General features: G+C 65.7%; 19 protein-coding genes. 14 read left to right on the forward strand and 5 right to left on the reverse strand.

The window, feature by feature from the left end; all coding sequences use genetic code 11:
* Positions 1-5 precede the first annotated feature (5 nt).
* Positions 6-2,003 (reverse strand): threonine--tRNA ligase, encoded by a 1,998-nt coding sequence (gene thrS, locus ACZ1JV_RS09305; protein ID WP_465151342.1) that lies wholly within the window; start codon positions 2,001-2,003, stop codon positions 6-8.
* A 387-nt stretch (positions 2,004-2,390) separates the two neighbouring features.
* Between thrS and ACZ1JV_RS09310 the strand changes: the two genes are divergently transcribed.
* Genes ACZ1JV_RS09310 through ACZ1JV_RS09325 form a run of 4 tightly spaced genes read left to right on the forward strand, consistent with a single transcriptional unit; the run spans position 2,391 to position 3,792 of the window.
* On the forward strand, positions 2,391-2,828 hold the full coding sequence (locus ACZ1JV_RS09310) for a hypothetical protein (RefSeq protein ID WP_465136682.1): 438 nt from the start codon (positions 2,391-2,393) through the stop codon (positions 2,826-2,828).
* A gap of 2 nt (positions 2,829-2,830) precedes the next feature.
* Positions 2,831-3,445, forward strand: a complete 615-nt coding sequence (locus tag ACZ1JV_RS09315) for a hypothetical protein (RefSeq protein WP_465151343.1) — start codon at positions 2,831-2,833, stop codon at positions 3,443-3,445.
* Entirely contained in the window at positions 3,442-3,633 is a 192-nt protein-coding gene (locus tag ACZ1JV_RS09320) for a helix-turn-helix transcriptional regulator (protein WP_465136680.1), read from the forward strand. Before ACZ1JV_RS09315 ends, ACZ1JV_RS09320 begins: the two co-directional genes overlap by 4 nt.
* Before the next feature lie 6 nt (positions 3,634-3,639).
* Positions 3,640-3,792, forward strand: coding sequence for a hypothetical protein (locus ACZ1JV_RS09325; RefSeq protein WP_465151344.1), 153 nt, complete (start codon positions 3,640-3,642; stop codon positions 3,790-3,792).
* Positions 3,793-3,804: 12 nt separating this feature from the next.
* Here the strand turns inward: ACZ1JV_RS09325 and ACZ1JV_RS09330 are convergent, their stop codons facing one another.
* The gene (locus ACZ1JV_RS09330; protein WP_465151345.1) at positions 3,805-5,139 is read right to left on the reverse strand and encodes a glycosyl transferase; all 1,335 of its coding nucleotides are present in this window, start codon (positions 5,137-5,139) and stop codon (positions 3,805-3,807) included.
* A 343-nt stretch (positions 5,140-5,482) separates the two neighbouring features.
* Here ACZ1JV_RS09330 and ACZ1JV_RS09335 point away from each other — a divergent pair, with 343 nt between their 5' ends.
* The 3 genes from ACZ1JV_RS09335 to ACZ1JV_RS09345 are packed head-to-tail and all read left to right on the forward strand — an operon-like array spanning position 5,483 to position 8,136.
* Positions 5,483-6,235 (forward strand): alpha/beta fold hydrolase, encoded by a 753-nt coding sequence (locus ACZ1JV_RS09335; protein ID WP_465136677.1) that lies wholly within the window; start codon positions 5,483-5,485, stop codon positions 6,233-6,235.
* 18 nt (positions 6,236-6,253) lie between these two features.
* Positions 6,254-7,141: a tetratricopeptide repeat protein gene (locus ACZ1JV_RS09340; protein ID WP_465151346.1), complete on the forward strand. Its 888-nt coding sequence runs from the start codon at positions 6,254-6,256 to the stop codon at positions 7,139-7,141.
* A complete protein-coding gene (locus ACZ1JV_RS09345) occupies positions 7,141-8,136 on the forward strand; it encodes an LLM class flavin-dependent oxidoreductase (RefSeq protein ID WP_465152532.1) in 996 nt (331 codons plus the stop codon). Before ACZ1JV_RS09340 ends, ACZ1JV_RS09345 begins: the two co-directional genes overlap by 1 nt.
* A gap of 47 nt (positions 8,137-8,183) precedes the next feature.
* Here ACZ1JV_RS09345 and ACZ1JV_RS09350 read toward each other — a convergent pair whose 3' ends face one another.
* On the reverse strand, positions 8,184-9,323 hold the full coding sequence (locus tag ACZ1JV_RS09350) for an FAD-dependent oxidoreductase (protein WP_465151347.1): 1,140 nt from the start codon (positions 9,321-9,323) through the stop codon (positions 8,184-8,186).
* 136 nt (positions 9,324-9,459) lie between these two features.
* On the opposite strand from ACZ1JV_RS09350, the gene ACZ1JV_RS09355 reads away from it, so the two are divergent.
* Genes ACZ1JV_RS09355 through ACZ1JV_RS09370 form a run of 4 tightly spaced genes read left to right on the forward strand, consistent with a single transcriptional unit; the run spans position 9,460 to position 15,293 of the window.
* Positions 9,460-11,928 carry a TonB-dependent receptor gene (locus ACZ1JV_RS09355; protein ID WP_465151348.1) on the forward strand — a complete coding sequence of 823 codons (2,469 nt, stop codon included), beginning with the start codon at positions 9,460-9,462 and terminating at the stop codon, positions 11,926-11,928.
* 4 nt (positions 11,929-11,932) lie between these two features.
* The gene (locus tag ACZ1JV_RS09360) at positions 11,933-13,339 is read left to right on the forward strand and encodes a sulfatase-like hydrolase/transferase (RefSeq protein WP_465151349.1); all 1,407 of its coding nucleotides are present in this window, start codon (positions 11,933-11,935) and stop codon (positions 13,337-13,339) included.
* Positions 13,340-13,349: 10 nt separating this feature from the next.
* Positions 13,350-14,270, forward strand: coding sequence for an NAD-dependent epimerase/dehydratase family protein (locus ACZ1JV_RS09365; RefSeq protein ID WP_465151350.1), 921 nt, complete (start codon positions 13,350-13,352; stop codon positions 14,268-14,270).
* Positions 14,271-14,282: 12 nt separating this feature from the next.
* A complete protein-coding gene (locus ACZ1JV_RS09370; protein WP_465151351.1) occupies positions 14,283-15,293 on the forward strand; it encodes a LysR family transcriptional regulator in 1,011 nt (336 codons plus the stop codon).
* A 167-nt stretch (positions 15,294-15,460) separates the two neighbouring features.
* Here ACZ1JV_RS09370 and ACZ1JV_RS09375 read toward each other — a convergent pair whose 3' ends face one another.
* Positions 15,461-15,913: a winged helix-turn-helix transcriptional regulator gene (locus tag ACZ1JV_RS09375; RefSeq protein WP_465151352.1), complete on the reverse strand. Its 453-nt coding sequence runs from the start codon at positions 15,911-15,913 to the stop codon at positions 15,461-15,463.
* A 96-nt stretch (positions 15,914-16,009) separates the two neighbouring features.
* Here ACZ1JV_RS09375 and ACZ1JV_RS09380 point away from each other — a divergent pair, with 96 nt between their 5' ends.
* The 3 genes from ACZ1JV_RS09380 to ACZ1JV_RS09390 are packed head-to-tail and all read left to right on the forward strand — an operon-like array spanning position 16,010 to position 18,638.
* Positions 16,010-16,822: an SDR family NAD(P)-dependent oxidoreductase gene (locus tag ACZ1JV_RS09380; protein ID WP_465151353.1), complete on the forward strand. Its 813-nt coding sequence runs from the start codon at positions 16,010-16,012 to the stop codon at positions 16,820-16,822.
* Entirely contained in the window at positions 16,819-18,402 is a 1,584-nt protein-coding gene (locus ACZ1JV_RS09385) for a phytoene desaturase family protein (RefSeq protein ID WP_465151354.1), read from the forward strand. The genes ACZ1JV_RS09380 and ACZ1JV_RS09385 overlap by 4 nt, the downstream gene beginning before the upstream one ends.
* The gene (locus tag ACZ1JV_RS09390) at positions 18,402-18,638 is read left to right on the forward strand and encodes a hypothetical protein (RefSeq protein WP_465151355.1); all 237 of its coding nucleotides are present in this window, start codon (positions 18,402-18,404) and stop codon (positions 18,636-18,638) included. The genes ACZ1JV_RS09385 and ACZ1JV_RS09390 overlap by 1 nt, the downstream gene beginning before the upstream one ends.
* A 161-nt stretch (positions 18,639-18,799) precedes the next feature.
* On the opposite strand, the gene ACZ1JV_RS09395 is transcribed toward ACZ1JV_RS09390, so the two are convergent.
* On the reverse strand, positions 18,800-19,582 hold the full coding sequence (locus tag ACZ1JV_RS09395) for a 3-hydroxybutyrate dehydrogenase (protein WP_465151356.1): 783 nt from the start codon (positions 19,580-19,582) through the stop codon (positions 18,800-18,802).
* Positions 19,583-19,619 lie beyond the last annotated feature (37 nt).

Below are 19,619 nucleotides of genomic sequence, written 5' to 3' on the forward strand. Positions count from 1 at the left end.
GGCCATCAGCGCAGATCGGGCGCGGTGGATTCGGCCTTGAGCATGGCGATGGCTTCGTCGAGCGTCATGACCTTCTGGTGCTCTGCGCCCAGCGTGCGGATGGCAACGGTGCCTTCCTCAGCCTCGCGCTTGCCGACCACCACCAGATGCGGAACCTTCTTCAGCGAATGGTCGCGCACCTTGTAGTTGATCTTCTCGTTGCGCAGGTCGGTTTCGACGCGCACGCCGGCGGCCTTCAGCTTCTGCGAGACTTCCTGCGCATAGCTGTCGGCGTCGGAGACGATCGTGGTCACCACGGCCTGAACCGGGGCGAGCCAGACCGGCAGCTTGCCGGCGAAGTGCTCGATCAGGATGCCGATGAAGCGCTCGTAGGAACCGAAGATCGCGCGGTGCAGCATGACCGGGCGGTGCTTCTCGCCGTCCTCGCCGATGTAGTGCGCGTCGAGGCGTTCGGGCAGCATGCGGTCGGACTGGATCGTGCCGACCTGCCAGGTGCGGCCGATCGCGTCGGTCAGATGCCATTCCAGCTTGGGCGCATAGAACGCGCCTTCGCCGGGCAGTTCTTCCCAGCCGTATTCCTCCGTGGCGAGGCCCGCGCGCACAACGGCGTCGCGCAGTTCAGCCTCTGCCTTGTCCCACTGCTCTTCGGTGCCGATGCGGTTGTCCGGACGCAGCGCCAGCTTGATCGAGTAGGTGAAGCCGAAGTCCTTGTAGACGCGGTCCGCCATCTCGCAGAAGGCCTGCACTTCGCCGACGATCTGGTCTTCGCGGCAGAAGATGTGGCCATCGTCCTGCGTGAACTGGCGCACGCGCATCAGCCCGTGCAGCGCGCCGTGCGGCTCGTTGCGGTGGCAGCAGCCATTCTCGACGATGCGCAGCGGCAGATCGCGGTAGGACTTGATGCCCTGCTTGAAGATCAGCACGTGCGCCGGGCAGTTCATGGGCTTGAGGGCCATCCACTGCGCGTCGTTCGAGATGATCGGGCCGTCATCCTCGGTATTCGGCACTTCGTCGGGGATGACGAACATGTTCTCGCGGTACTTGCCCCAGTGGCCCGAGGCTTCCCACTGCCGCGCGTCCATGACCTGCGGCGTCTTCACTTCCTTGCAGTCGGCCTGGCTGATCGCGCGGCGCATGTAATCCTCAAGCGCGCGATAGATCACATAGCCCTTGGGGTGCCAGAACACCGAACCGTGCGCTTCGGCCTGGAGGTGGAACAGGTCCATCTCGTTGCCCAGCTTGCGGTGGTCGCGCTTGGCGGCTTCCTCAAGGCGCGTCAGGTGCGCGGCAAGCTGCTTCTTGTTCAGCCAGCCGGTGCCGTAGATGCGCGAAAGCATCGCGTTCTTCTGGTCGCCGCGCCAATAGGCGCCCGAAACGCGCGTCAGCTTGAAGGCGGCCGGGTCCAGCTTGCCGGTGGAGGGCAAGTGAGGGCCGCGGCACATGTCCAGCCAGTCCTCGCCCGACCAGTAGACGGTCAGCGGCTCATCGCCCGGAAGTTCGGCGGCCCATTCGGCCTTGAAGTTCTCACCCTGCTGCTTCCAGCGGCTGATCAGCGTTTCGCGGTCCCACACCTCGCGGCGCAGCGGCTTGTCGGCGGCGATGATCTTGCGCATCTCCGCCTCGATCGCCGGCAGGTCTTCGTCGGTGAACGGCCCGCGCTCCGGATTCGGGGCGAAGTCGTAATAGAAACCGTCACCCGTCGAAGGGCCGAAGGTGATCTGCGTGCCGGGGAACAGCGCCTGTACCGCTTCGGCCAGCACGTGGGCATAGTCGTGACGGGCAAGGTCCAGCGCCTCTTCCTCGTCCCGGCTGGTGACGAGCGCGAGATTGGCATCGCCGGTGAAGGGGCGGCTGAGGTCCACCAGTTCGCCGTCGATCTTCGCGGCAAGCGCGGCCTTGGCAAGGCCGGGGCCGATGGCGGCGGCGACGTCGGCAGGCGTGGAGCCTTCGGGCATTTCGCGAACCGAACCGTCGGGCAGGCTGATCTTGAACATCTCGGACATCGAACTTGTCTTTCCGGTTTCCGGCTGCGTGCCAGATTTTCTGGCCCAATGGCACAGGCACGCGCGCGGGTGAAGCTTTTGCGCCTTAGAAATTCGCTCGATCCGGAAGAGTGACGCCGCTCGCCCGGACCCCGGGCGACGGTGGCTGCCTGCTTAGGCCACAACCAACCGTCCCCGGGAGCGCCGGGTGGTAGTAGTGGTCATCGTGTTGCGCAGCTGCGTCATCGCCCGCCGATGTAGCGATCCCGCGCGGAAATGTCACCCCGGATCGACGGGTCGATCTGGAAAGCAGGCACGTCATTTTGTAAAGTGTGCTTGTCAAAGATCGGGCGATGAAGTAAAGCGTGCTTGTCATCGAGGCGATGGCGTTTGCATGGAGTCGTTCCGATGAAGGGGCCTGCATCTTCGTACTGGGCCAGTTTCACGCCCGCCCAGCGGCGGCATAATCGCCGTTCGCTGATGGCGCTGGGCGTCTACGCACTGGTGCTGCCGCCGATTGTCTGGCTGCGCGTCCATGCGGACATCTATCCGCTGCAGCAGCCTTGGGTCGCGCTGCTCTCGCTGGTGCCGGCGCTGCCGCTGATCGCAATCTTCGCCAATTTCGCGCGCTACCTGTCCGAAGAGAACGACGAGTACGTGCGCATGATGGTGGTGCGCCAGATCCTGGTGGCGACCACGGTGGCGATGTGCTGTGCGGTGGTCTGGGGCTTTCTCAGCGAACTGGGCGGGATAGCGCCCATCGCCAATTACTGGATCGCGGTGGTCTGGGTGGTGACGCAGAGCACTTGCGGCACGATCCAGCGCCTGCGCAACCGGGGGGAATGACGATGAGCGCGAACGCACCATTGGCCCCCACCACACGCCGTGGCATCACCGGCAGCCCGGTGTTCTGGGGGCTGGCCTTCTTCGCGGTCATGGCGATCATCGCCGGACTGCAGATCGCGGGCGTGATCGGCGCTTCCGGCAGTCTGGCGCTGATGCTGGTGGCGGGGCCGGTGATGATCGTGCCGATGATGCGCTCCGCCAATCGCCTTGCCCGTGAGAATGGCTGCGGCAGTCCGGCGGTGCGGCGCTTCAATACGCGCATGGGCGTGAGTTCGGCCGGCTATGTGGTGGCGCTGGGGCTGGGCATCTGGTGCTGGCAGCAGTTCCATCCGGGAACGGCGGTGACCGTGGCCCTTGCGCTGGCGGTCGTGGTGCCGATCTTCGGCATGATCTGGGCCACCGCGCGCTATCTGCATGAGGAAACCGACGAGTATCTGCGGCAGCGCGCCGCCATCGCCTCGCTCTACGGGCTGGGCGCGGTTCTGGCGCTGGGCTCGCTCTGGGGTTTTCTGGAGACTTTCCGGCTGGTACCGCACGTTCCCGGCTGGGCGGTGGTGCCGGTCTGGGCCATCGGCATGGGGATTGGCCAGTTGCGAATGCGTGCGGGGGAGCGATGAAGAATCGCCTCAAGGTCCTGCGGGCCGAGCGCGGCTGGAGCCAGCAGGACCTCGCCGAGCGGCTGGAGGTCAGCCGCCAGAGCGTCAATGCGATCGAGACCGGTCGCTACGATCCCTCCCTGCCGCTGGCCTTCCGCATTGCCGAGGTTTTTGACCTCGCGATCGAGGGCATTTTTCAGAAGGATTGAGGGCCAATGCGTGCGAAGGCGGGGCTGGCGATTGGGCTGATCGTGCTGGTAATTCTGGGCGTGCTGCATGAAAGCGGCGCCGGAAGCCGGGGGGCAACGGGGGCAGGGCGCCCGGCCGGCACTATCCTTATCCGGGTGATCGCTCCGGCTCTGTTCTAGCGCCCTCGCGCCCTAGTGAATCGTGACTCGCCGCCGCCGCCACGCCAGCCGTTCCAGCGCCGCCACCAGCACCCAGCCCGCTGCCATGCAGACGAAAGGCATGACCGGATAGTGGAAGCGGGACTGGCCGGAGAAGACCAGACAGATCGCAGTCGGATATAGCGCCAGGCCGTATGGCAGCAGCCACCAGCCGGCCCAGCGGATCCGGTCATGCAGCCGCCGCATGGTCATCACCACGAAGGCCAGCGCGAAGGCGATCATCAGCAGCCCGTAATAGACCTGATTGCCCCAGCGCACCGCGCGGAACAGGCTTTCGAAGCGCGCATAGCCGGGCGTGCCTGCCTGATAGGCCCATTCCGCCTCGCCATCGGGCAGCCACAGGCGGATGAACTTTTTGGGCGCGAGTGCCAGGAACTTGTCCGGATGCGCGGTGATCCACGCCATGGCCAGTTCGCGGGCCTGCGCGTCGCGGGCCACTTCGTCCAGATCCTTGCGCGCCATCAGCGCTTTGACCACCGGCGCATCGGGCGAATAGTCGCCGCTGGCGCTGTCGTGATTGCCGGTCAGCAGCGTGTAGCCGCCATTGGTGGAAACGGCGACCCAATGCCCCAGCTCCACCCGGTTGCGCACCGACCACGGCAGCACCACCAGCATGGCGACGGCCACGACCACCAGCCCATCGACCAGCAGGCGCGGCAGGCGCTTGCCCATCGGCTTCATTCGCAGCCAGTCGATCGCAAACAGCAGCGGCACCACGACGAGAGTCTGCGCCTTCACCAGTGTCGCGAAGCCGAAGATCAGCCCGGCGCCCACCAGTTGCCAGCGATTTTCGCGCGCCACCACGGCCCAGCACCCGGCCATCAGCAGCAGGGTATAGAACACTTCCGTCAATGCCAGCGGCACATAGCCGATGGCATTGGGATAGACTGCCAGCAGCAGCAGCCCCAGCCGCGCTGCGGCCTCGCTGCCGAACAGGCGGCGGCCCAGCATCAGCGTCAGCAGGCCGATCAGCAGCGCGGAGATCAGGTTGAACGCCCCCAGCGTTACCGGAGAAGTGCCGAACTGGGTGAAGGCGAAGCCCAGCGCGATCGGCCAGCCCGGCGGCCAGAACGCGGTCGCCGCGCCGGCATCGTTCAGATAGCCCTTGCCCGCAGCGATGTCCGCGGCGCGCAGAAAGTACCATTCGGCATCGGATGTGGGCGCCACGTCGATGAACAGCACCGCCACGCGCAGCGCGAAATAGAGCGCCCAGATCGCGAGCAGCACCGAACGTTCGGTGGCGAACCATTCCAGCTGCAAGGCCAGCCGGCCGGGCCGGGTCGGAAAATCGAGAATCTGCGCGGACATAGTGCGACGGGATCCTGAAGCGGACGCTTTAACATCGCCTTACGCGGTTCTGAGCACGGGGGGCAACAGTAGGAGGATCGATCTGGCAAAGGGGGCGCGTGACATACACCCCTTCCAAGCGCCTAAAACCTCGTCATCCCCGCGCAGGCGGGGATCCCGCTCGGTCTTGGCGTGCGTGGCTAAAGGCAAGCGGGGCGCCCGCCTTCGCGGGGGCGACGAGGATTATTGTGATTGCGTTCTGCCGGCGCGGATCATGCAAGGCGTCCCAATTCGCCCCATCTTTCCAGCCTCACGCGCACCGGCCCCCTTGTCGTGTCCCTACCGCGCCCCCACAATCGCGGGCATGACCGAAATCCGTTTCCACGCAATGCCCGACGGGCGCCAGATCGCCCACCGCTTCACGCCCGGCATGGGCCCCACCATCGTTTTCCTGCCCGGCTACATGTCCGACATGGCGGGCAGCAAGGCGACTGCCCTGTTCGACATGGCAGTCGCCAGCGGCCGCGCCTGCATGCTGCTGGACTATTCGGGCTGCGGCGAAAGCTCCGGCCAGTTCGCGGACGGCACGCTCAGCCGCTGGCGCGACGAAGTGATCGCGCTGGTGGAGGCGGCGAACTTGCGCGACGTGGTGCTGGTGGGATCGTCGATGGGCGGCTGGCTGATGCTGCTGGTGGCGGACAAGCTGGGGGACCGGGTCAAGGGCATGGTCGGCGTGGCCGCCGCGCCGGACTTCACCGAATGGGGCATCGCCCAGATGGACAAGAACGTCCTGGCCGATGGCGAAACGATCTGGGAAGACAATCCCTACGGCCCCGAACCCACCCCCACGCACCCCGGATTCTGGGCGGACGGGCAGGCCAACCTCATGCTGGAAAAGCCGATTCCCTTCGACGGCCCGGTGCGCCTGCTGCACGGCCAGCGTGATGACGACGTGCCCTGGGAAATCTCCGTGCGGCTGGCGGAAAAGTTGCGTTCATCCGAGGTGCAGGTGACTCTGATCAAGGACGGCGATCACCGCCTTTCGCGCGAGTCCGACGTCCACCAGCTGCTGCGCAGCGTGGCCGAACTGGTCCTTTCCCGCGCGCCGGCGGCCTGACCCGGAGACCCATCCTTCATGCCCGTCCTGCTTCCCCTCATGATGATGCAAGCCAATCTCGATCCGGCCGGCATCCGCAGCCCTTATGCCTCGGCCCTCCCGCGCGAGATCGTCGAGAAGAAGGAAGAGGAAGCGCGCAAGCGCCGCGCCGAACAGGCGGCGCAGGCGGCGGGCCCCGCCGTTCCCGAATCGAACACCGGCTGCATGCTCGCGGTCGAATCCGATCCCGAGCATTCGGCCGAAATTGCCCGCCAGGCGATGAGCGAGGCGCAAGGCCGGGTGCGCGTGCGCGCCGGATTGTGCCTGGGCGTCGCGCTTTCGGAACTGGACCGCTGGGACGAGGCGCGTACCGCCTTCATCCAGGCGCGCGATGCCGCCGACATCGAAGATCACCCCAGCCGCGCGCGTCTGGGGGCCATGGCCGGCAATGCGGCGCTGGCCGGCGGCAAGCCGGGTGAGGCGCTGTCGATCCTCGCCCCGGCTACCGCCGATGCCAAAGTGGCCGAGGACAAAGACCTTCTCGCGTCGATCTGGCTGGACCGCGCCCGCGCGCTCGTCGCGCTGGGTCAGCCGGACGAAGCAAGCGCAGCGCTCAGCGAGGCGCGCACCGCCGATCCTGCCAATGCGCAGGCCTGGCTGCTGTCGGCCACGCTCTCGCGCCGCCAGAGCAAGCTGATCGAGGCGCAGGCCCAGATCGAACAGGCCAGCCAATTGGCACCGCAGGACGCCGACATAGGACTGGAAGCGGGCGTGATCGCCGTCCTTGCGGGGCGCGACGAAGCAGCCCGCCGAAGCTGGAATTCGGTGATCGCGACCAGCCCCGACAGTCCGCAGGCCGCCACCGCCAAGGGCTACATCGCCCAGCTCGGTTCCGAATCCAAGGCTCCCCCCACAAAGGCCAGATGATGTTCCCACTCTCCGTTCTCGATCTCGTCCCCGTCCGTCAGGGCGGCACCGTTTCCGAAGCGCTGGCGATCACCGCCCGCACCGCGCAGGCCGCCGAAAGGGCGGGCTACAAGCGCTTCTGGGTCGCCGAACACCACGGCATGGATGGGATCGCGGGCGGGGCCACTTCGGTTGTGCTCGCCCATGTCGGCGCGGCCACCTCCACCATCCGCATCGGCGCGGGCGGCATCATGCTGCCCAATCACAACCCATACGTGATCGCGGAGCAGTTCGGCACGCTGGCGGCGCTGTTCCCCGGCCGGATAGACCTTGGCCTCGGCCGTGCGGCGGGTGCCGACGGGCGGCTGGCGAATGCCCTGCGCAAGGACATCGTCGGCGCGGCGGAGCACTTCCCGCAGGACGTCGTGGAACTGCAGGCACGCTTTGCCGGGCACGCGGTGGGCGGCGTTTCCGCGCCGCAGGCCGAAGGCGCAGAGGTGGAGATGTGGGTGCTGGGCTCCAGCCTGTTCGGCGCGCACCTCGCCGCCACGCTGGGCATGCCCTATGCCTTCGCCTCGCACTTCGCGCCGGCCATGCTGAATCAGGCGGCGCAGATCTATCGCGAGCGGTTCCAGCCCGGAAAGTTCCTCGACAAACCGCACTTCATGGCGGCGATCAACGTGGTGGCCGCCGATACCGATGAGGAAGCGCGTTATCTGGGCTCCTCCATCGACCAGAGCTTCGTCGCCCTGCGCACCGGCACGCCGGGCCGCCTGCCGCCGCCGATCCGCGACTATCGCGATTCGCTGCCCGGCGCGGCGCGGGCGATGCTGGAGGAAGTGCGCTCGGTCAGCGCCATCGGCACCCCGGCGCGCGTGCGGGACGAGATTCTGGCGTTTCAGGAACGCACGCAGGCGGACGAACTGATCGTCTCCGGCGCGATCTTCGATCCCGATGCGCAAGTGCGCTCGCTGGAACTGGCGATGGAAGCGCTGGGAGCGACGGCGCAGGCCTGATCGACAGAGGGGGATGACGGCCGGGTTCCGGCGTCATCCCCCTGCCATCAGAACGGTTCGTTGAGGCGGGCCAGCGCGCCTTCCAGCAGGGCGGCATGTTCCTGCGGCGGGCGATGCTCCATTTGCAGGCGGCCGATGCCGATGCTGCTTTCGATGACGTCACGACAGCGCTCGAAACGGCGCTCCTCATAAGCGGCGAGCCCTTCGTCCACCGTATCGGCTTTGGCCAGTTCCTCCGCCAACACTATCGCGCTTTCCACAGCCATGCCCGCGCCTGAGGCAAGATGCGGCGTGGTCGCATGCACCGCGTCGCCCACCAGCACCACCCGCCCGCTCGACCACGGACGCGGCTGCAGGGCGGCGGCGAGGGGGCGATAATTGATCCAGTCCTCGCGCGTCATGGTGTCGCGGATCCAGCCGGCATTGCCGCCGAACGGGGCGAGCAGGCCTTTCAGCGTGGTGTAGAGTTCCTCCTCGTCCATGAAGCTTTCGCGCTCCTCATGGCGAGTCAGCATCCACATATAGACGTTGTCCGGGCTGCAGGCAGTGATCCCGCAAGGGTTGTCCAGCCCCAGGAAGAATTCGCTTTCGGTCAGGCCGGGCGGCTTGCGGATCGAGATGCGCCAGCAGCCCTGCCCGGTGGGCTGCGGCGGTGCCATGTGCGGGAAGGCCAGTTCGCGTACGGTCGAAAATACGCTGTCGGCGCCGATCACCAGATCGTAGCGGCCGGTGGATCCATCGGAAAAGGTAACGTCGACGCCGCTTTCGTCGCTGTCCAGCGCGGTGACGGTCAGGCCAAGGCGCACCGGAATATCCAGCGCCTTCACCCGCGTCTGCATGATCCGGTGCAGCACCGGGCGCATGATGCCGCCGGTGGCCGGCAGCCCTTCCTCGATCACCGGCTCATCCAGAACGTGCATCAGGGTGCCGTCATAGCGGTAGAGCCGCGTCTTGTTGGTGATGGCGCCGGCCTGCTTGATCTCGTCCAGCAGGCCAAGCCGGCGATAGGCGCGCAAGGTCGGCCCGGTGATGGTTATGCCGGCGCCATAGACCCGCCATTCCGGATCGAGGTCGATCAGGTCCACCCTGACGCCGCGCTCCGCAAGGCTGATGGCCGTGGCCATGCCGCCGATCCCCCCGCCCACGACAAGTGCCGTGGCGATGCTGCTGATGCTCTCCCGTGTCATGTCCTTGAGGACTAACGAGCCGGCGCCCTGAGACAAATCCGTACTGTGGATGCCTGACTATCGATACAATCGGTGTGACGCGGAGCGCCGGCTTGAGTAGCCCGAATGCAAGAAAACAGCATTTGGGAGGAAGATCGTGCGTAAAGGGCTTCTGGAATCCGCCTGCCTGTCTGCCATCGCACTGGCGACACCGGCCATGGCTCAAGATAGCACGCAGGCTCCGCAGAGCAGTTCCGACAATACTACAGAAAACACCGGCGGCATCGGCGACATCATCGTCACCGCGCAGCGCCGTTCGGAATCGGCGCAGCGCGCGGGCATCGCCATCGATGCGGTGGGCAGCGATCGCCTGATCCAGTCGGGCATCAACCAGGCCGACGCGCTGAACAAGGTGGTGCCGGCGCTGACCGTCACCAACGGCGGCGGTTCCAACACCTCGATCTTCCTGCGCGGCGTCGGCAACGTCACCAATTCCAGCTACAACGACCCGGCGGTGACGCCGAGCTATGACGGCGTCGTGCTGGGCCGCGCGGCCGGCGCGTTCGGTGCGGCCTTCTACGATCTGGCCCGTGTCGAAGTGCTGAAGGGCCCACAGGGCATCCTCTATGGCCGCAATGCTACCGGCGGCGCGGTGAACATCATCCCGAACCGGCCCGAACTGGGCCAGAACAAGGGCGGCTTCACGCTTTCGGTCGGCAATTACGATGCCGTGAACGTCGAAGGCTTCGGCAACCTTGCCATCGGCCAGAACGCCGCGCTGCGCGTGGCCGCCACGCGCCAGTACCATGATGGCTACAACAAGGACGACAGCGACGATCTCGACCGTGCCGGCCTGCGCGCACAGATCCTCTGGGAACCGACCGACACGCTGAGCGTGCGCGTGGGCGGCGACTATACGCATGTCGGCGGCGTCGGCGCGGGCGGCAGTTACATCGGATCGTTCACCCCGGGGCCGACCGGCTTCACTTTCACCGAATCCGGGCTGGGTAAATCGGAAGGCTTCAATACCGATGCCGCCAACGCCTTCCGCCAGACCTCGCTCGGCGCGCCCGGCTTCGGCTTCCTCGATCCGATGAACCAGCAGCAGAAGACCGACAACACCTATTGGGGCGTCAATGCCGAAGTCACGCTGGATACCGGCATCGGCACGCTGACGGTGCTGCCTGCCTACCGCGAGGCCGATGCCACCAGCTTCTTCTACGGCCCGGCGTTCAACACCGCCTTTACCGACGAGCATGACCGGCAGGCCAGTCTGGAAACCCGTCTGGCGGGCAAGGTCGGCATGTTCGATTACGTGGTTGGCGGCTTCTATTTCAACGAGAAGATCCAGAACACCGGCGAGTACAATCAGGAATTCGTGCTGCCGATCCAGCACTATACCCACAAGACCGAATCCTACGCCGCCTTCGGCCAGCTGACCGCACACCTTACCGACCAGTTCCGCCTGATCGGCGGCTTGCGCTACACGCACGATCACAAGTCGATCGACGGCATCATCAACAACTTCATCGTCTATTGCGGCGGCTTGCCGCCGACGACGCCGCCCGCCTCGTTCGCGGCTGGCTGCGCCGCGCCCGGCGCGCTGCCGCACTTCCCGAACTTCACGTCCACCGGCGATACGGTGAACTGGCTGATTTCCAACGGCTTCATCGCCGCGAACAGCACGGATGAACCCAATGCCCAGTTCTACAACCTGACCAATGGCGTGGGGATCATCCAGAAAACCTATTACCCGGTGGTGGAATCCGGCAATTTCAGCCGCGTCACCTGGAAGGCCGGGGCAGAATACGATCTGGCGCCGGATTCGCTGCTCTATGCCACCGCCGAAAGCGGCTACCGCGCCGGCGGCTTCCAGCTTTCCGAGGGCAATCCCAGCTACAAGCCGGAATTCATCACCGCCTACACGATCGGATCGAAGAACCGCTTCTTCAACAACAAGATCCAGCTCAACCTCGAAGCGTTCTACTGGAAGTACAAGGACCAGCAGATCAACTACTTCACCGTCTCTCCGGATTCGGTGCTGATCAACACGATCGACAATGCGGGCAAGGCGGACATCAAGGGCTTCGATGTCGATTTCATGGCCAAGCCGATGCACAACACTACGCTGTCGGCCAAGGTCCAGTACCTCGATACCGAGTACAAGGAGCTGACGCTCACCACCGCATCGCCGCGCAACAACATCAATTGCCCGTCCAGCCAGACCGGCAGCTACCTCAGCGACGGCGTCACGCCGATCCTGGCCTTCGATTGCTCGGGCCGTCCGCTGCTCTATTCGCCGAAGTGGACGGTGAATCTGGGCGTGGAGCAGATCGTGCCGCTCAGCGACAAGTACGAGCTGGTCGGCGGGGTCAACACCTCTTGGCGGTCCTCCCAATATGGCGCGTTCGAGTATCTCGATTTCGAGAAGATCCGTTCGTACTGGCTGACCGACGCCAATCTGGCGGTGCGCCTGTCGGACGGCGGCCTCTCCATCGGCGGCTTCATCCAGAATATCGAGAACAAGCGCCGGATCGCGACGCCGCAATCCTCGCCCATCGGCTTCGCGGTGGCGCGCTATACCGCGCCGCGTACCTACGGCCTGCGTCTCTCGGCGGAATTCTGAGGGTATGGGGGTACCTACCGACCGTCGCAGAGTGCTGGGGTGGCTGGGCGCAACGACCGCACTCGTCGCGCTTTCGGGGCCGGGCAGGGCGCTTGCCCGCCCGGTTCCCCCTCCAAACCGGCCGAACATCGTCTACATCATGGCCGATGACCTCGGCTATGCGGACCTTTCCGCCACCGGCTCGCACGCGATCCGCACGCCCGCGATCGACAGCCTCGGCCGCGATGGCGTGCGGCTGACGCAGGGCTATGCCAGCACGCCGATCTGCTCGCCCACGCGCACGGCGTTGCTGACCGGCTGCTATGCCCAGCGCTTCGCCATCGGCATCGAGGAACCGCTCGGCCCCGGCGCGCCGCCGCATATCGGCGTGCCGCTGGACCGGCCGACCATCGCCTCGGTCCTGCGCGATCAGGGCTATCGCACCAAGCTGATCGGCAAGTGGCACCTGGGCGAACCGCCCGAGCACGGCCCGCTGCAGCACGGCTACGACGAGTTCCTTGGCGTGGTCGAAGGGGCGGCGGATTACTTCCGGCATCACATGGTGATGGGCGGCAAGGACGTCGGCATCGGCCTTGCCCAGAACAACGCGCCCGAACAGCGGGAGGGCTACCTCACCGACCTGTTCGGGGACGAAGCGGTCCGGACTATCGAGAGCGCGGGCGACAAGCCGTTCTTCCTCTCGCTCCACTTCAATGCCCCTCACTGGCCCTGGGAAGGGCGGGAGGATGCGGCGGCGGCAAAGACGCTGCCCAATTCCTTCCACTACGAAGGCGGCAACCTCGCCAAGTACAAGGAAATGGTGGAGGCGATGGATCAGAACGTCGCCAAAGTGCTCGTCGCGCTGGAACGCACCGGCAAGGCGCAGAACACCATCGTCGTCTTCACCAGCGACAACGGCGGCGAGCGGTTCTCGGAAACCTGGCCCTTCATCGGCCACAAGGGCGAAGTGCTGGAAGGCGGCATCCGCGTGCCGATCCTGATGCGCTGGCCGGGGCACATCGTGCCGGGCACGCTTTCCGATCAGGTCATGGCCTCGATGGATTTCCTGCCGACTTTCCTGGCCATGGCGGGCGGCAATGTCTCCAAGGCGGGCAAGTTCGATGGCGTCGATCTTTCGGCGCAACTGACCGGCAAGGCCGCACCGGTGCCGCGCACGCTGTTCTGGCGCTTCAAGGCGAACGAGCAGGCGGCGGTGCGGCAGGGCGACTGGAAGTACGTGAAGATCGGCGGGAAGGAGCACCTCTACAACCTCGCCGAAGATGAACACGAACGCGCCGAGCGTGCCGCCGCCGAACCCGCAAAACTGGCCGAATTGAAAGGCCTGTGGGACGGCTGGAACGCCCAGATGCTGCCTTACCGCGTCGACGGATATTCCGAAGACGTGCGCAAGGCTTACGCTGACCGATACTAGGGAGATCGATGTGAAAGTGCTCGTGACCGGCGCCGGCGGCTTCGTCGGCCGGCAACTCGTCCGCAGCCTGCTCGATGCCGGGCATGAAGTCGTCGGGATCGACAGCCATGCCGGGGGCATTCCCGCCGGTGCGCGCGCGGTCGAGGGCGATCTGGGCGCGGCTTCGGTCCGGGCAGAGGCTCTGGGGGAAGGCTGCGACGCGCTGGTCCATCTCGCCACCGTCCCCGGCGGCGCGGCGGAAGCCGATCCGGTGGCCTCGCGCCGGATCAACGTAGATGCCATGTACGACCTGTTGCTGGAAGCGAGCGCGCTCACGCCGGGTCTCAGGGTCGCTTATGCCAGCTCCATCGCGGTTTACGGCGATCCGCTGCCTGCCGAGGTGGACGATCAGACGCCGCTTTCGCCCAAGATGATCTACGGCGGGCACAAGGCGATGATGGAACATGCCGTGGCCCTGTTCTCCAATCGCGGGTTGATCGACGGGGTGACGGTGCGCCTGCCCGGCATTCTCGCGCGGCCCAAGGGGCCTTCGGGCATGAAGTCCGCCTTCATGTCGAACCTGTTCCACGCGCTGAAGGCGGGGGAGGCGTTTACCTGCCCCGTCTCCGCTGCGGGCACGATCTGGGCGGAATCGCTGGAATGCGTGGCCCGCAACTTCGTTCATGCCCTAACGCTCGACACCGCGCCGCTGCCGCCGACCCGCGCGGTGACTCTGCCCGCTCTGCGCGTGACGATGGGCGATCTGGCTGCCGAGATCGCGCGGCAGTGCGGCGTCTCGGCCGATCTGGTCGGCTATGAGCCTGACGCCGCGCTGGAGGCGGCGTTTGCCGCGCAGCCGCCGCTCTCCACGCCGGCGGCGGAAAAGGCGGGTTTTGCGCACGACGGCGATCTTGCTATGCTCGTCGAAAGCGCCCTGCGAACCCTTTCGTAAGGAGCGCGGGAGATGGCAATGCGGTTCGGTCGGCTCGATCTCAATCTTCTGGTGGCACTCGACGCGCTGCTGACCGAGCGCAGCGTCTCGCTGGCGGCGGACAAGCTGTGCCTCTCGCAATCGGCCACCTCCAGCGCGCTGGGGCGGCTACGCGAATACTTCGGGGACGAACTGCTGGTGGTGAAGGGCCGCAACATGATCCTCACCGCCCGGGCCGAGGAACTGATCGAGCCGGTGCGCGCGGTGCTGGAGCAGATCCGCTCCACCATCACCGTCGCGCCGCCGTTCGATCCGGCCACGGCGGAACGCCAGATCCGCATCATGGCTTCCGACTATTCGACGCAGGTCCTGCTGGCCGAAGCCATCGCTGAAATTTCGCGCGAGGCCCCCGGCATCCGTTTCGAAATCCAGCCGATGCACGAAACCCCGGTCGAGTCCCTCGAACGCGGGTACATCGATCTGTTGCTGACGATCGATTACGCCATCTCCACCGACCACCCCAGCCAGATTCTGTTCGAGGATGACTACGTAGTGCTCGGCTGGGAGGGGAACCCGGCGCTGGCCGGGCCGATGACGCGGGAGCTGTACTTCGAACTCGGCCACGTCACCGCACGCTTCGGCAAAGCCCGCGTGCCCGCGTTCGATGACTGGTTCATGCGCCGGCAAAAGCAGCAGCGCCGGGTGGAAGTGGTGGCGCCCAGTTTCCTCTCGATCGTCGGCCTGGTGATGAACGGCAACCGCATCGCCACCGTCCACCGCCGCATGGCCGAGATCTTCGTGCGCGATCTCCCACTGGTCATGCGCGAGATGCCCTTCAGCTTCCCGCCGATCCGCGAGGCGATCCAGTGGCACATCTCCAACACCAACGACGCCGGGCTGCGCTGGGTGGTGGAGAAGCTGGAAGCCGTCGCCCGGCGCAGCGGCAGCACGGGCAACGTCGTGCCCATCGAGCAAGGCCAGCGCGAGGAAAATGAGCGCGAGCGGATCGAATATGCGTTCCGGATGAACAACAAGCCGCTTTGACGGCCCACTTCAGCTAACGGCATCGTCTACCCTCTCGCCAAACCCCAACTCGTCATCCCCGCGAAGGCGGGGATCCCGCTTTTCTTGCGGCATGCGAGAGGTCGCAGAAGAAAGCGGGGCCCCCGCCTGCGCGGGGGCGACGAGGGTTTATGGTGTAAGCGGAAGAGTCAGTCGCACTCGCCGTCGCGCTCGTGCTCCCGCCCATGCTCCCGATCATACCGCTCGCGCGCCTCGTGAATCGCGTCCGAGCGGGCGTTGATCCAGTCGATCATCCCCCGCGCTTTGGCGAACAAGTCCTCGCCCAGCCCAGACAGCCGATAGGCGACCTTGGGCGGAACGTCCGCACTCACGCTGCGCAGCACGAAGCCGTCCCGCTCCAACGCGCGCAGTTTCAAGGTCAGCACCCGCTGCGAAATCGCCTGCTCGGACGATAGCTGCGCGACCACGCGCTTGAGGTCGGCATGGCGCATTTCGCCCTCGCCCAGCACCAGCAGGATCAGCGTGGTCCAGCGGTCGCCCAGCATGGCCATGACCGCGCGGGCAGGCGCCTCGCGCTCGTGGCCGTAGCGGGCCATTTCGTTGGCCAGAGCGCGCAGCCCCGGCAGGTCCAGCGGATCCACGAACTACCCCGCAATGGGCACAAAAAAGTGCCGTCTTCCATCCATCTGCGGCCACTTTATGCCCGGATCAAACAAGGTCAATTCCGGGAGAGAGAGATGGTCGCAGACGCGACGAGAATGGATGGTAAAGTCGCCGTGATCACCGGCGGTGCCGGCGGGATCGGCGGCGCCACGGCCCGGCTGCTCACCGCACGCGGGGCGAAGGTCGTGATTGCCGATATCGCCCTTTCGGCTGCCGAGGAACTGGCCGCGACAATGCCCGATGCCATCGCGGTGCACCTCGATCTGGAGCAGGAAGCCTCGATAGAAGCGATGATCGCGCGCACCCTCGCGCACTACGGCCGGATCGATGTGCTGCACAACAACGCGGCACTTCTCGGCCCCGATATCGCGCGCCACGATGGCGATGTGGAGCACATGGCGACCGCGCTTTGGGACCGGACTTACGCGGTGAACGTGCGCGGCACGATGATCGCCTGCCGCGCCGCGCTGCCGCACTTGCGGACAAGCGGCGGCAACATCGTCAACACCGTCAGCAATCTGGCGCTGCAGGGGCACCTGATCCAGGCGGCCTATTCCTCGTCCAAGGCGGCGGTGATCCAGATGACCCGCGCCATCGCCGCCAGCCACGGCATTCACGGCGTGCGCTGCAACGCCGTCGCCCCCGGCATGACGATGACCCCGGCGCTGCGCGAGGCCTTCCCGCCCGTGCTGCGACAGGCGGTGGAGGACGAAACCCTGCGCGACCGCCTCGGCGCGCCGGAGGACATTGCGGAGGCAGTGGCCTTCCTCGCCTCCGACGCGGCACGCAACATTACCGGGCAAGTGCTCGTCGCCGATGGCGGCTGCGCCAGCCACGTACCCGGAATCGCGCGGTTCCGGGCCTTCTTTTCGGGAGAGCATGCATGAGCCAGTACGACGTGGTCGTCATGGGCGGGGGGCACAACGGCCTCGTCGCCGCCGCCTACATGGCCAAGGCGGGCAAGAAGGTGATCGTGCTGGAGCGCAAGCCCCACTACGGCGGCGGCGTTTCCACGCGCGAACTGATCCAGCCCGGCTTCTGGCATGACGAGCACTCCAATGTGCACATCATGATTCAGGGCAATCCGATGCTGCGCGAGGACGAACTGGGCCTGTTCGGCAAGTTCGGGCTGGAATACATCTATCCCGAACTGCCCCACGCCTCGATCTGGGAAGACGGGACGATGGTGCGATCGTGGCGCGACCTGGACCGCACTTGCGAGGAAATCGCCATGTTCTCGCCCAAGGATGCGGAGGCCTATCGGAAGTTCGCCAGCGCATCGATGGCGGCGCTGCCGATGTTCATGTCCGGCCTCTATGCACCGCCGTTCCCGATGGGTGCCTTCGTGGCGATGATGGACCAGTCCGACGAAGGACGCTTCCTGCTCGACGTCATGCAGCGCTCTGCACTCGATGTGGTGAACCAGTATTTCGAAAGCGACCTGCTGCGCATCCACATCGTGCGCATGGTCACCGAAAACCTGCAGATGCCCGACGAACTCGGCACCGGCATGGGCGCCTTCCTGATGCCGGGGATCATCCACGCCTATGGCTGTTCGATGCCCAAGGGCGGCTCCGGCCAGCTTTCCCACGCGCTGGTCCGCGCCATCGAGCATTTCGGCGGCGAAGTGCGCTGCAATGCCGAAGTGCGCCGGGTGATCGTCTCGGGCGGGAAAGCCGTCGGCCTCGAACTGGTGGATGGCGAAACCTTCATGGCGAAGGACGGTGTGATCGGCGCGATCCATCCGCATGTGCTGCGCAAGTTCGTGGCCGAAACGCCCGAGCCGGTGCTCCAGCGGGCGGAGCGAGTCACGCAGTCCACCTTCTCGATCAACCTCACGCACCTGACCCTGAAGGAGCGGCTGCGGCTGAAGGTCGGCAACGAAACCAATGCCATGATGACCGAGCTGATGGACTTCTACACCATGCGCGACATGCTGCTGGAGTACGACAAGCTGCGGCGCGGCGAAGTGTCCGAACGGCTGATCGCGGGCGGGGACAATACGATCTTCGATCCCAGCCGTGCCCCCGAAGGCGCGGGCGTGTTCTACGGCGTGAACTTTGCCCCCTACGACCTCTGGCCCGGCGGGCCGGCGTCTTGGGACGATCGCAAGGAGGAGATCGCCGACAAGGCGCTGGCGCAGTACCGCAAGTTCTACGCGAACCTCGATGACGACAACATCACCGGCCGCCTGATCCGTTCCCCCGTCGATCACGAGCGGGACAGCCCGGCCAGCTTCCTGAAGGGTGACATCCACGGCTGCGCGCCGTTCTTCTACCAGTCGGTCGGGCATCGGCCGACGCCGGACCTTGGATCGTATCGGGTGCCGCAGATCGACGGGCTCTACCTTGTCGGGCCGTTCATGCACCCCGGCGGCGGCGTATTCGGCGCGGGCCGGGCGACGGCGATCCAGATGATGGATGACCTCGATATCGAATTCGACAAAGTTTGTGGGGAGCGCGTGTGATGGCGGAGAGCAAGAAGGGCCCGGTGATGCGCATCCTCGACGCGCAGGACAAGGAACTGATGGCGGTGCGCCGGATCGAGCGGGACGGCGACAATCTGGTCATTCGCGGCAAGATCTTCGGCGCGATGCCGATGGTGGCGAAAGTGACGCCGGAAGAAGCGCGCGCGGCGCTGAAGCTGCTGGATGCGCGGACGATGCTGTTCATCGTCAGCCTGCTGTTCCGCAAGGCAAAGTAGGGCGGGATTCACCCATCCTCCTTCGTCATTGCGAGCCCGCGAAGCGGGAGAAGCAATCCAGAGCCGCACAAGCCGCCCCTGGATTGCCGCGCGACCTTCGGCCGCTCGCAATGACGAAGAGGGGAAGGGGGCCAGTCAAAGCGACTTAGCCCCGCCCGCAATCACTCCATGAACCAGCCGTGCGAGGCGATCAGCGACTGGCCGGTCAGCGCATTGGTTTCGAACCCTGCGAAGAACAGCGCCACTTCGGCAATGTCTTCCACAGTGGTGAATTCGCCGTCCACGGTCTGGCCCAGCATGACCTTGCTCACCACTTCCTCTTCGGAAATGCCCAGTTCCTTGGCCTGTTCGGGGATCTGCTTGTCCACCAGCGGGGTGCGCACGAAGCCGGGGCAGATCACGTTGCTGCGCACGCCCTTCTTGCCGCCTTCCTTGGCGATCACGCGCGACAGGCCGAGCAACCCGTGCTTGGCGGTGACATAGGCCGACTTGAGCGGGCTCGCTTCCTTGGAATGGACGGATCCCATGAAGATGATCGAACCCGACTTCTGCGCATACATGTGCGGCAGCACCGCCTTGGAGGTGAGGAAGGCACCGTCGAGGTGGATCGCCAGCATCTTCTTCCAGTCGGAAAAGGCGAACTGCTCCACCGGGTTGACGATCTGGATACCGGCGTTGGAGACGAGCACGTCCACCGTGCCCCAGGCCTCGACCACTTTGGCGACGCCGGCGGTGACCTGATCCTCGCTGGTCACGTCCATGGCGACAGCGATCGCGTCAGTACCGTACTTCGCCTTGATGTCGTCCGCGGCCTTCTGCGCGGCGTCCAGATTGAGGTCGGCGATCGCCACTTTGCCGCCTTCGGAGGCGTACTTGTGGGCAATCGCATTGCCGATGCCGCTGGCGGCGCCGGTGACGATGCAGGACTTGTCCTTCAGCTTCATTGACCTCTTCTCCTTGATTTTGTCTGCCGGGGCACCC

The organism is Novosphingobium sp. BL-S-19 (assembly GCF_055521675.1).

What these genes read in the sequence shown, in the direction of transcription:
- thrS (WP_465151342.1), bottom strand. Translation starts at nt 2,003, where the DNA reads ATGTCCGAGATGTTCAAGATCAGCCTGCCCGACGGTTCGGTTCGCGAA.
- ACZ1JV_RS09310 (WP_465136682.1), top strand. Translation starts at nt 2,391, where the DNA reads ATGAAGGGGCCTGCATCTTCGTACTGGGCCAGTTTCACGCCCGCCCAG.
- ACZ1JV_RS09315 (WP_465151343.1), top strand. Translation starts at nt 2,831, where the DNA reads ATGAGCGCGAACGCACCATTGGCCCCCACCACACGCCGTGGCATCACC.
- ACZ1JV_RS09320 (WP_465136680.1), top strand. Translation starts at nt 3,442, where the DNA reads ATGAAGAATCGCCTCAAGGTCCTGCGGGCCGAGCGCGGCTGGAGCCAG.
- ACZ1JV_RS09325 (WP_465151344.1), top strand. Translation starts at nt 3,640, where the DNA reads ATGCGTGCGAAGGCGGGGCTGGCGATTGGGCTGATCGTGCTGGTAATT.
- ACZ1JV_RS09330 (WP_465151345.1), bottom strand. Translation starts at nt 5,139, where the DNA reads ATGTCCGCGCAGATTCTCGATTTTCCGACCCGGCCCGGCCGGCTGGCC.
- ACZ1JV_RS09335 (WP_465136677.1), top strand. Translation starts at nt 5,483, where the DNA reads ATGACCGAAATCCGTTTCCACGCAATGCCCGACGGGCGCCAGATCGCC.
- ACZ1JV_RS09340 (WP_465151346.1), top strand. Translation starts at nt 6,254, where the DNA reads ATGCCCGTCCTGCTTCCCCTCATGATGATGCAAGCCAATCTCGATCCG.
- ACZ1JV_RS09345 (WP_465152532.1), top strand. Translation starts at nt 7,141, where the DNA reads ATGTTCCCACTCTCCGTTCTCGATCTCGTCCCCGTCCGTCAGGGCGGC.
- ACZ1JV_RS09350 (WP_465151347.1), bottom strand. Translation starts at nt 9,323, where the DNA reads ATGACACGGGAGAGCATCAGCAGCATCGCCACGGCACTTGTCGTGGGC.
- ACZ1JV_RS09360 (WP_465151349.1), top strand. Translation starts at nt 11,933, where the DNA reads ATGGGGGTACCTACCGACCGTCGCAGAGTGCTGGGGTGGCTGGGCGCA.
- ACZ1JV_RS09370 (WP_465151351.1), top strand. Translation starts at nt 14,283, where the DNA reads ATGGCAATGCGGTTCGGTCGGCTCGATCTCAATCTTCTGGTGGCACTC.
- ACZ1JV_RS09380 (WP_465151353.1), top strand. Translation starts at nt 16,010, where the DNA reads ATGGTCGCAGACGCGACGAGAATGGATGGTAAAGTCGCCGTGATCACC.
- ACZ1JV_RS09385 (WP_465151354.1), top strand. Translation starts at nt 16,819, where the DNA reads ATGAGCCAGTACGACGTGGTCGTCATGGGCGGGGGGCACAACGGCCTC.
- ACZ1JV_RS09390 (WP_465151355.1), top strand. Translation starts at nt 18,402, where the DNA reads ATGGCGGAGAGCAAGAAGGGCCCGGTGATGCGCATCCTCGACGCGCAG.
- ACZ1JV_RS09395 (WP_465151356.1), bottom strand. Translation starts at nt 19,582, where the DNA reads ATGAAGCTGAAGGACAAGTCCTGCATCGTCACCGGCGCCGCCAGCGGC.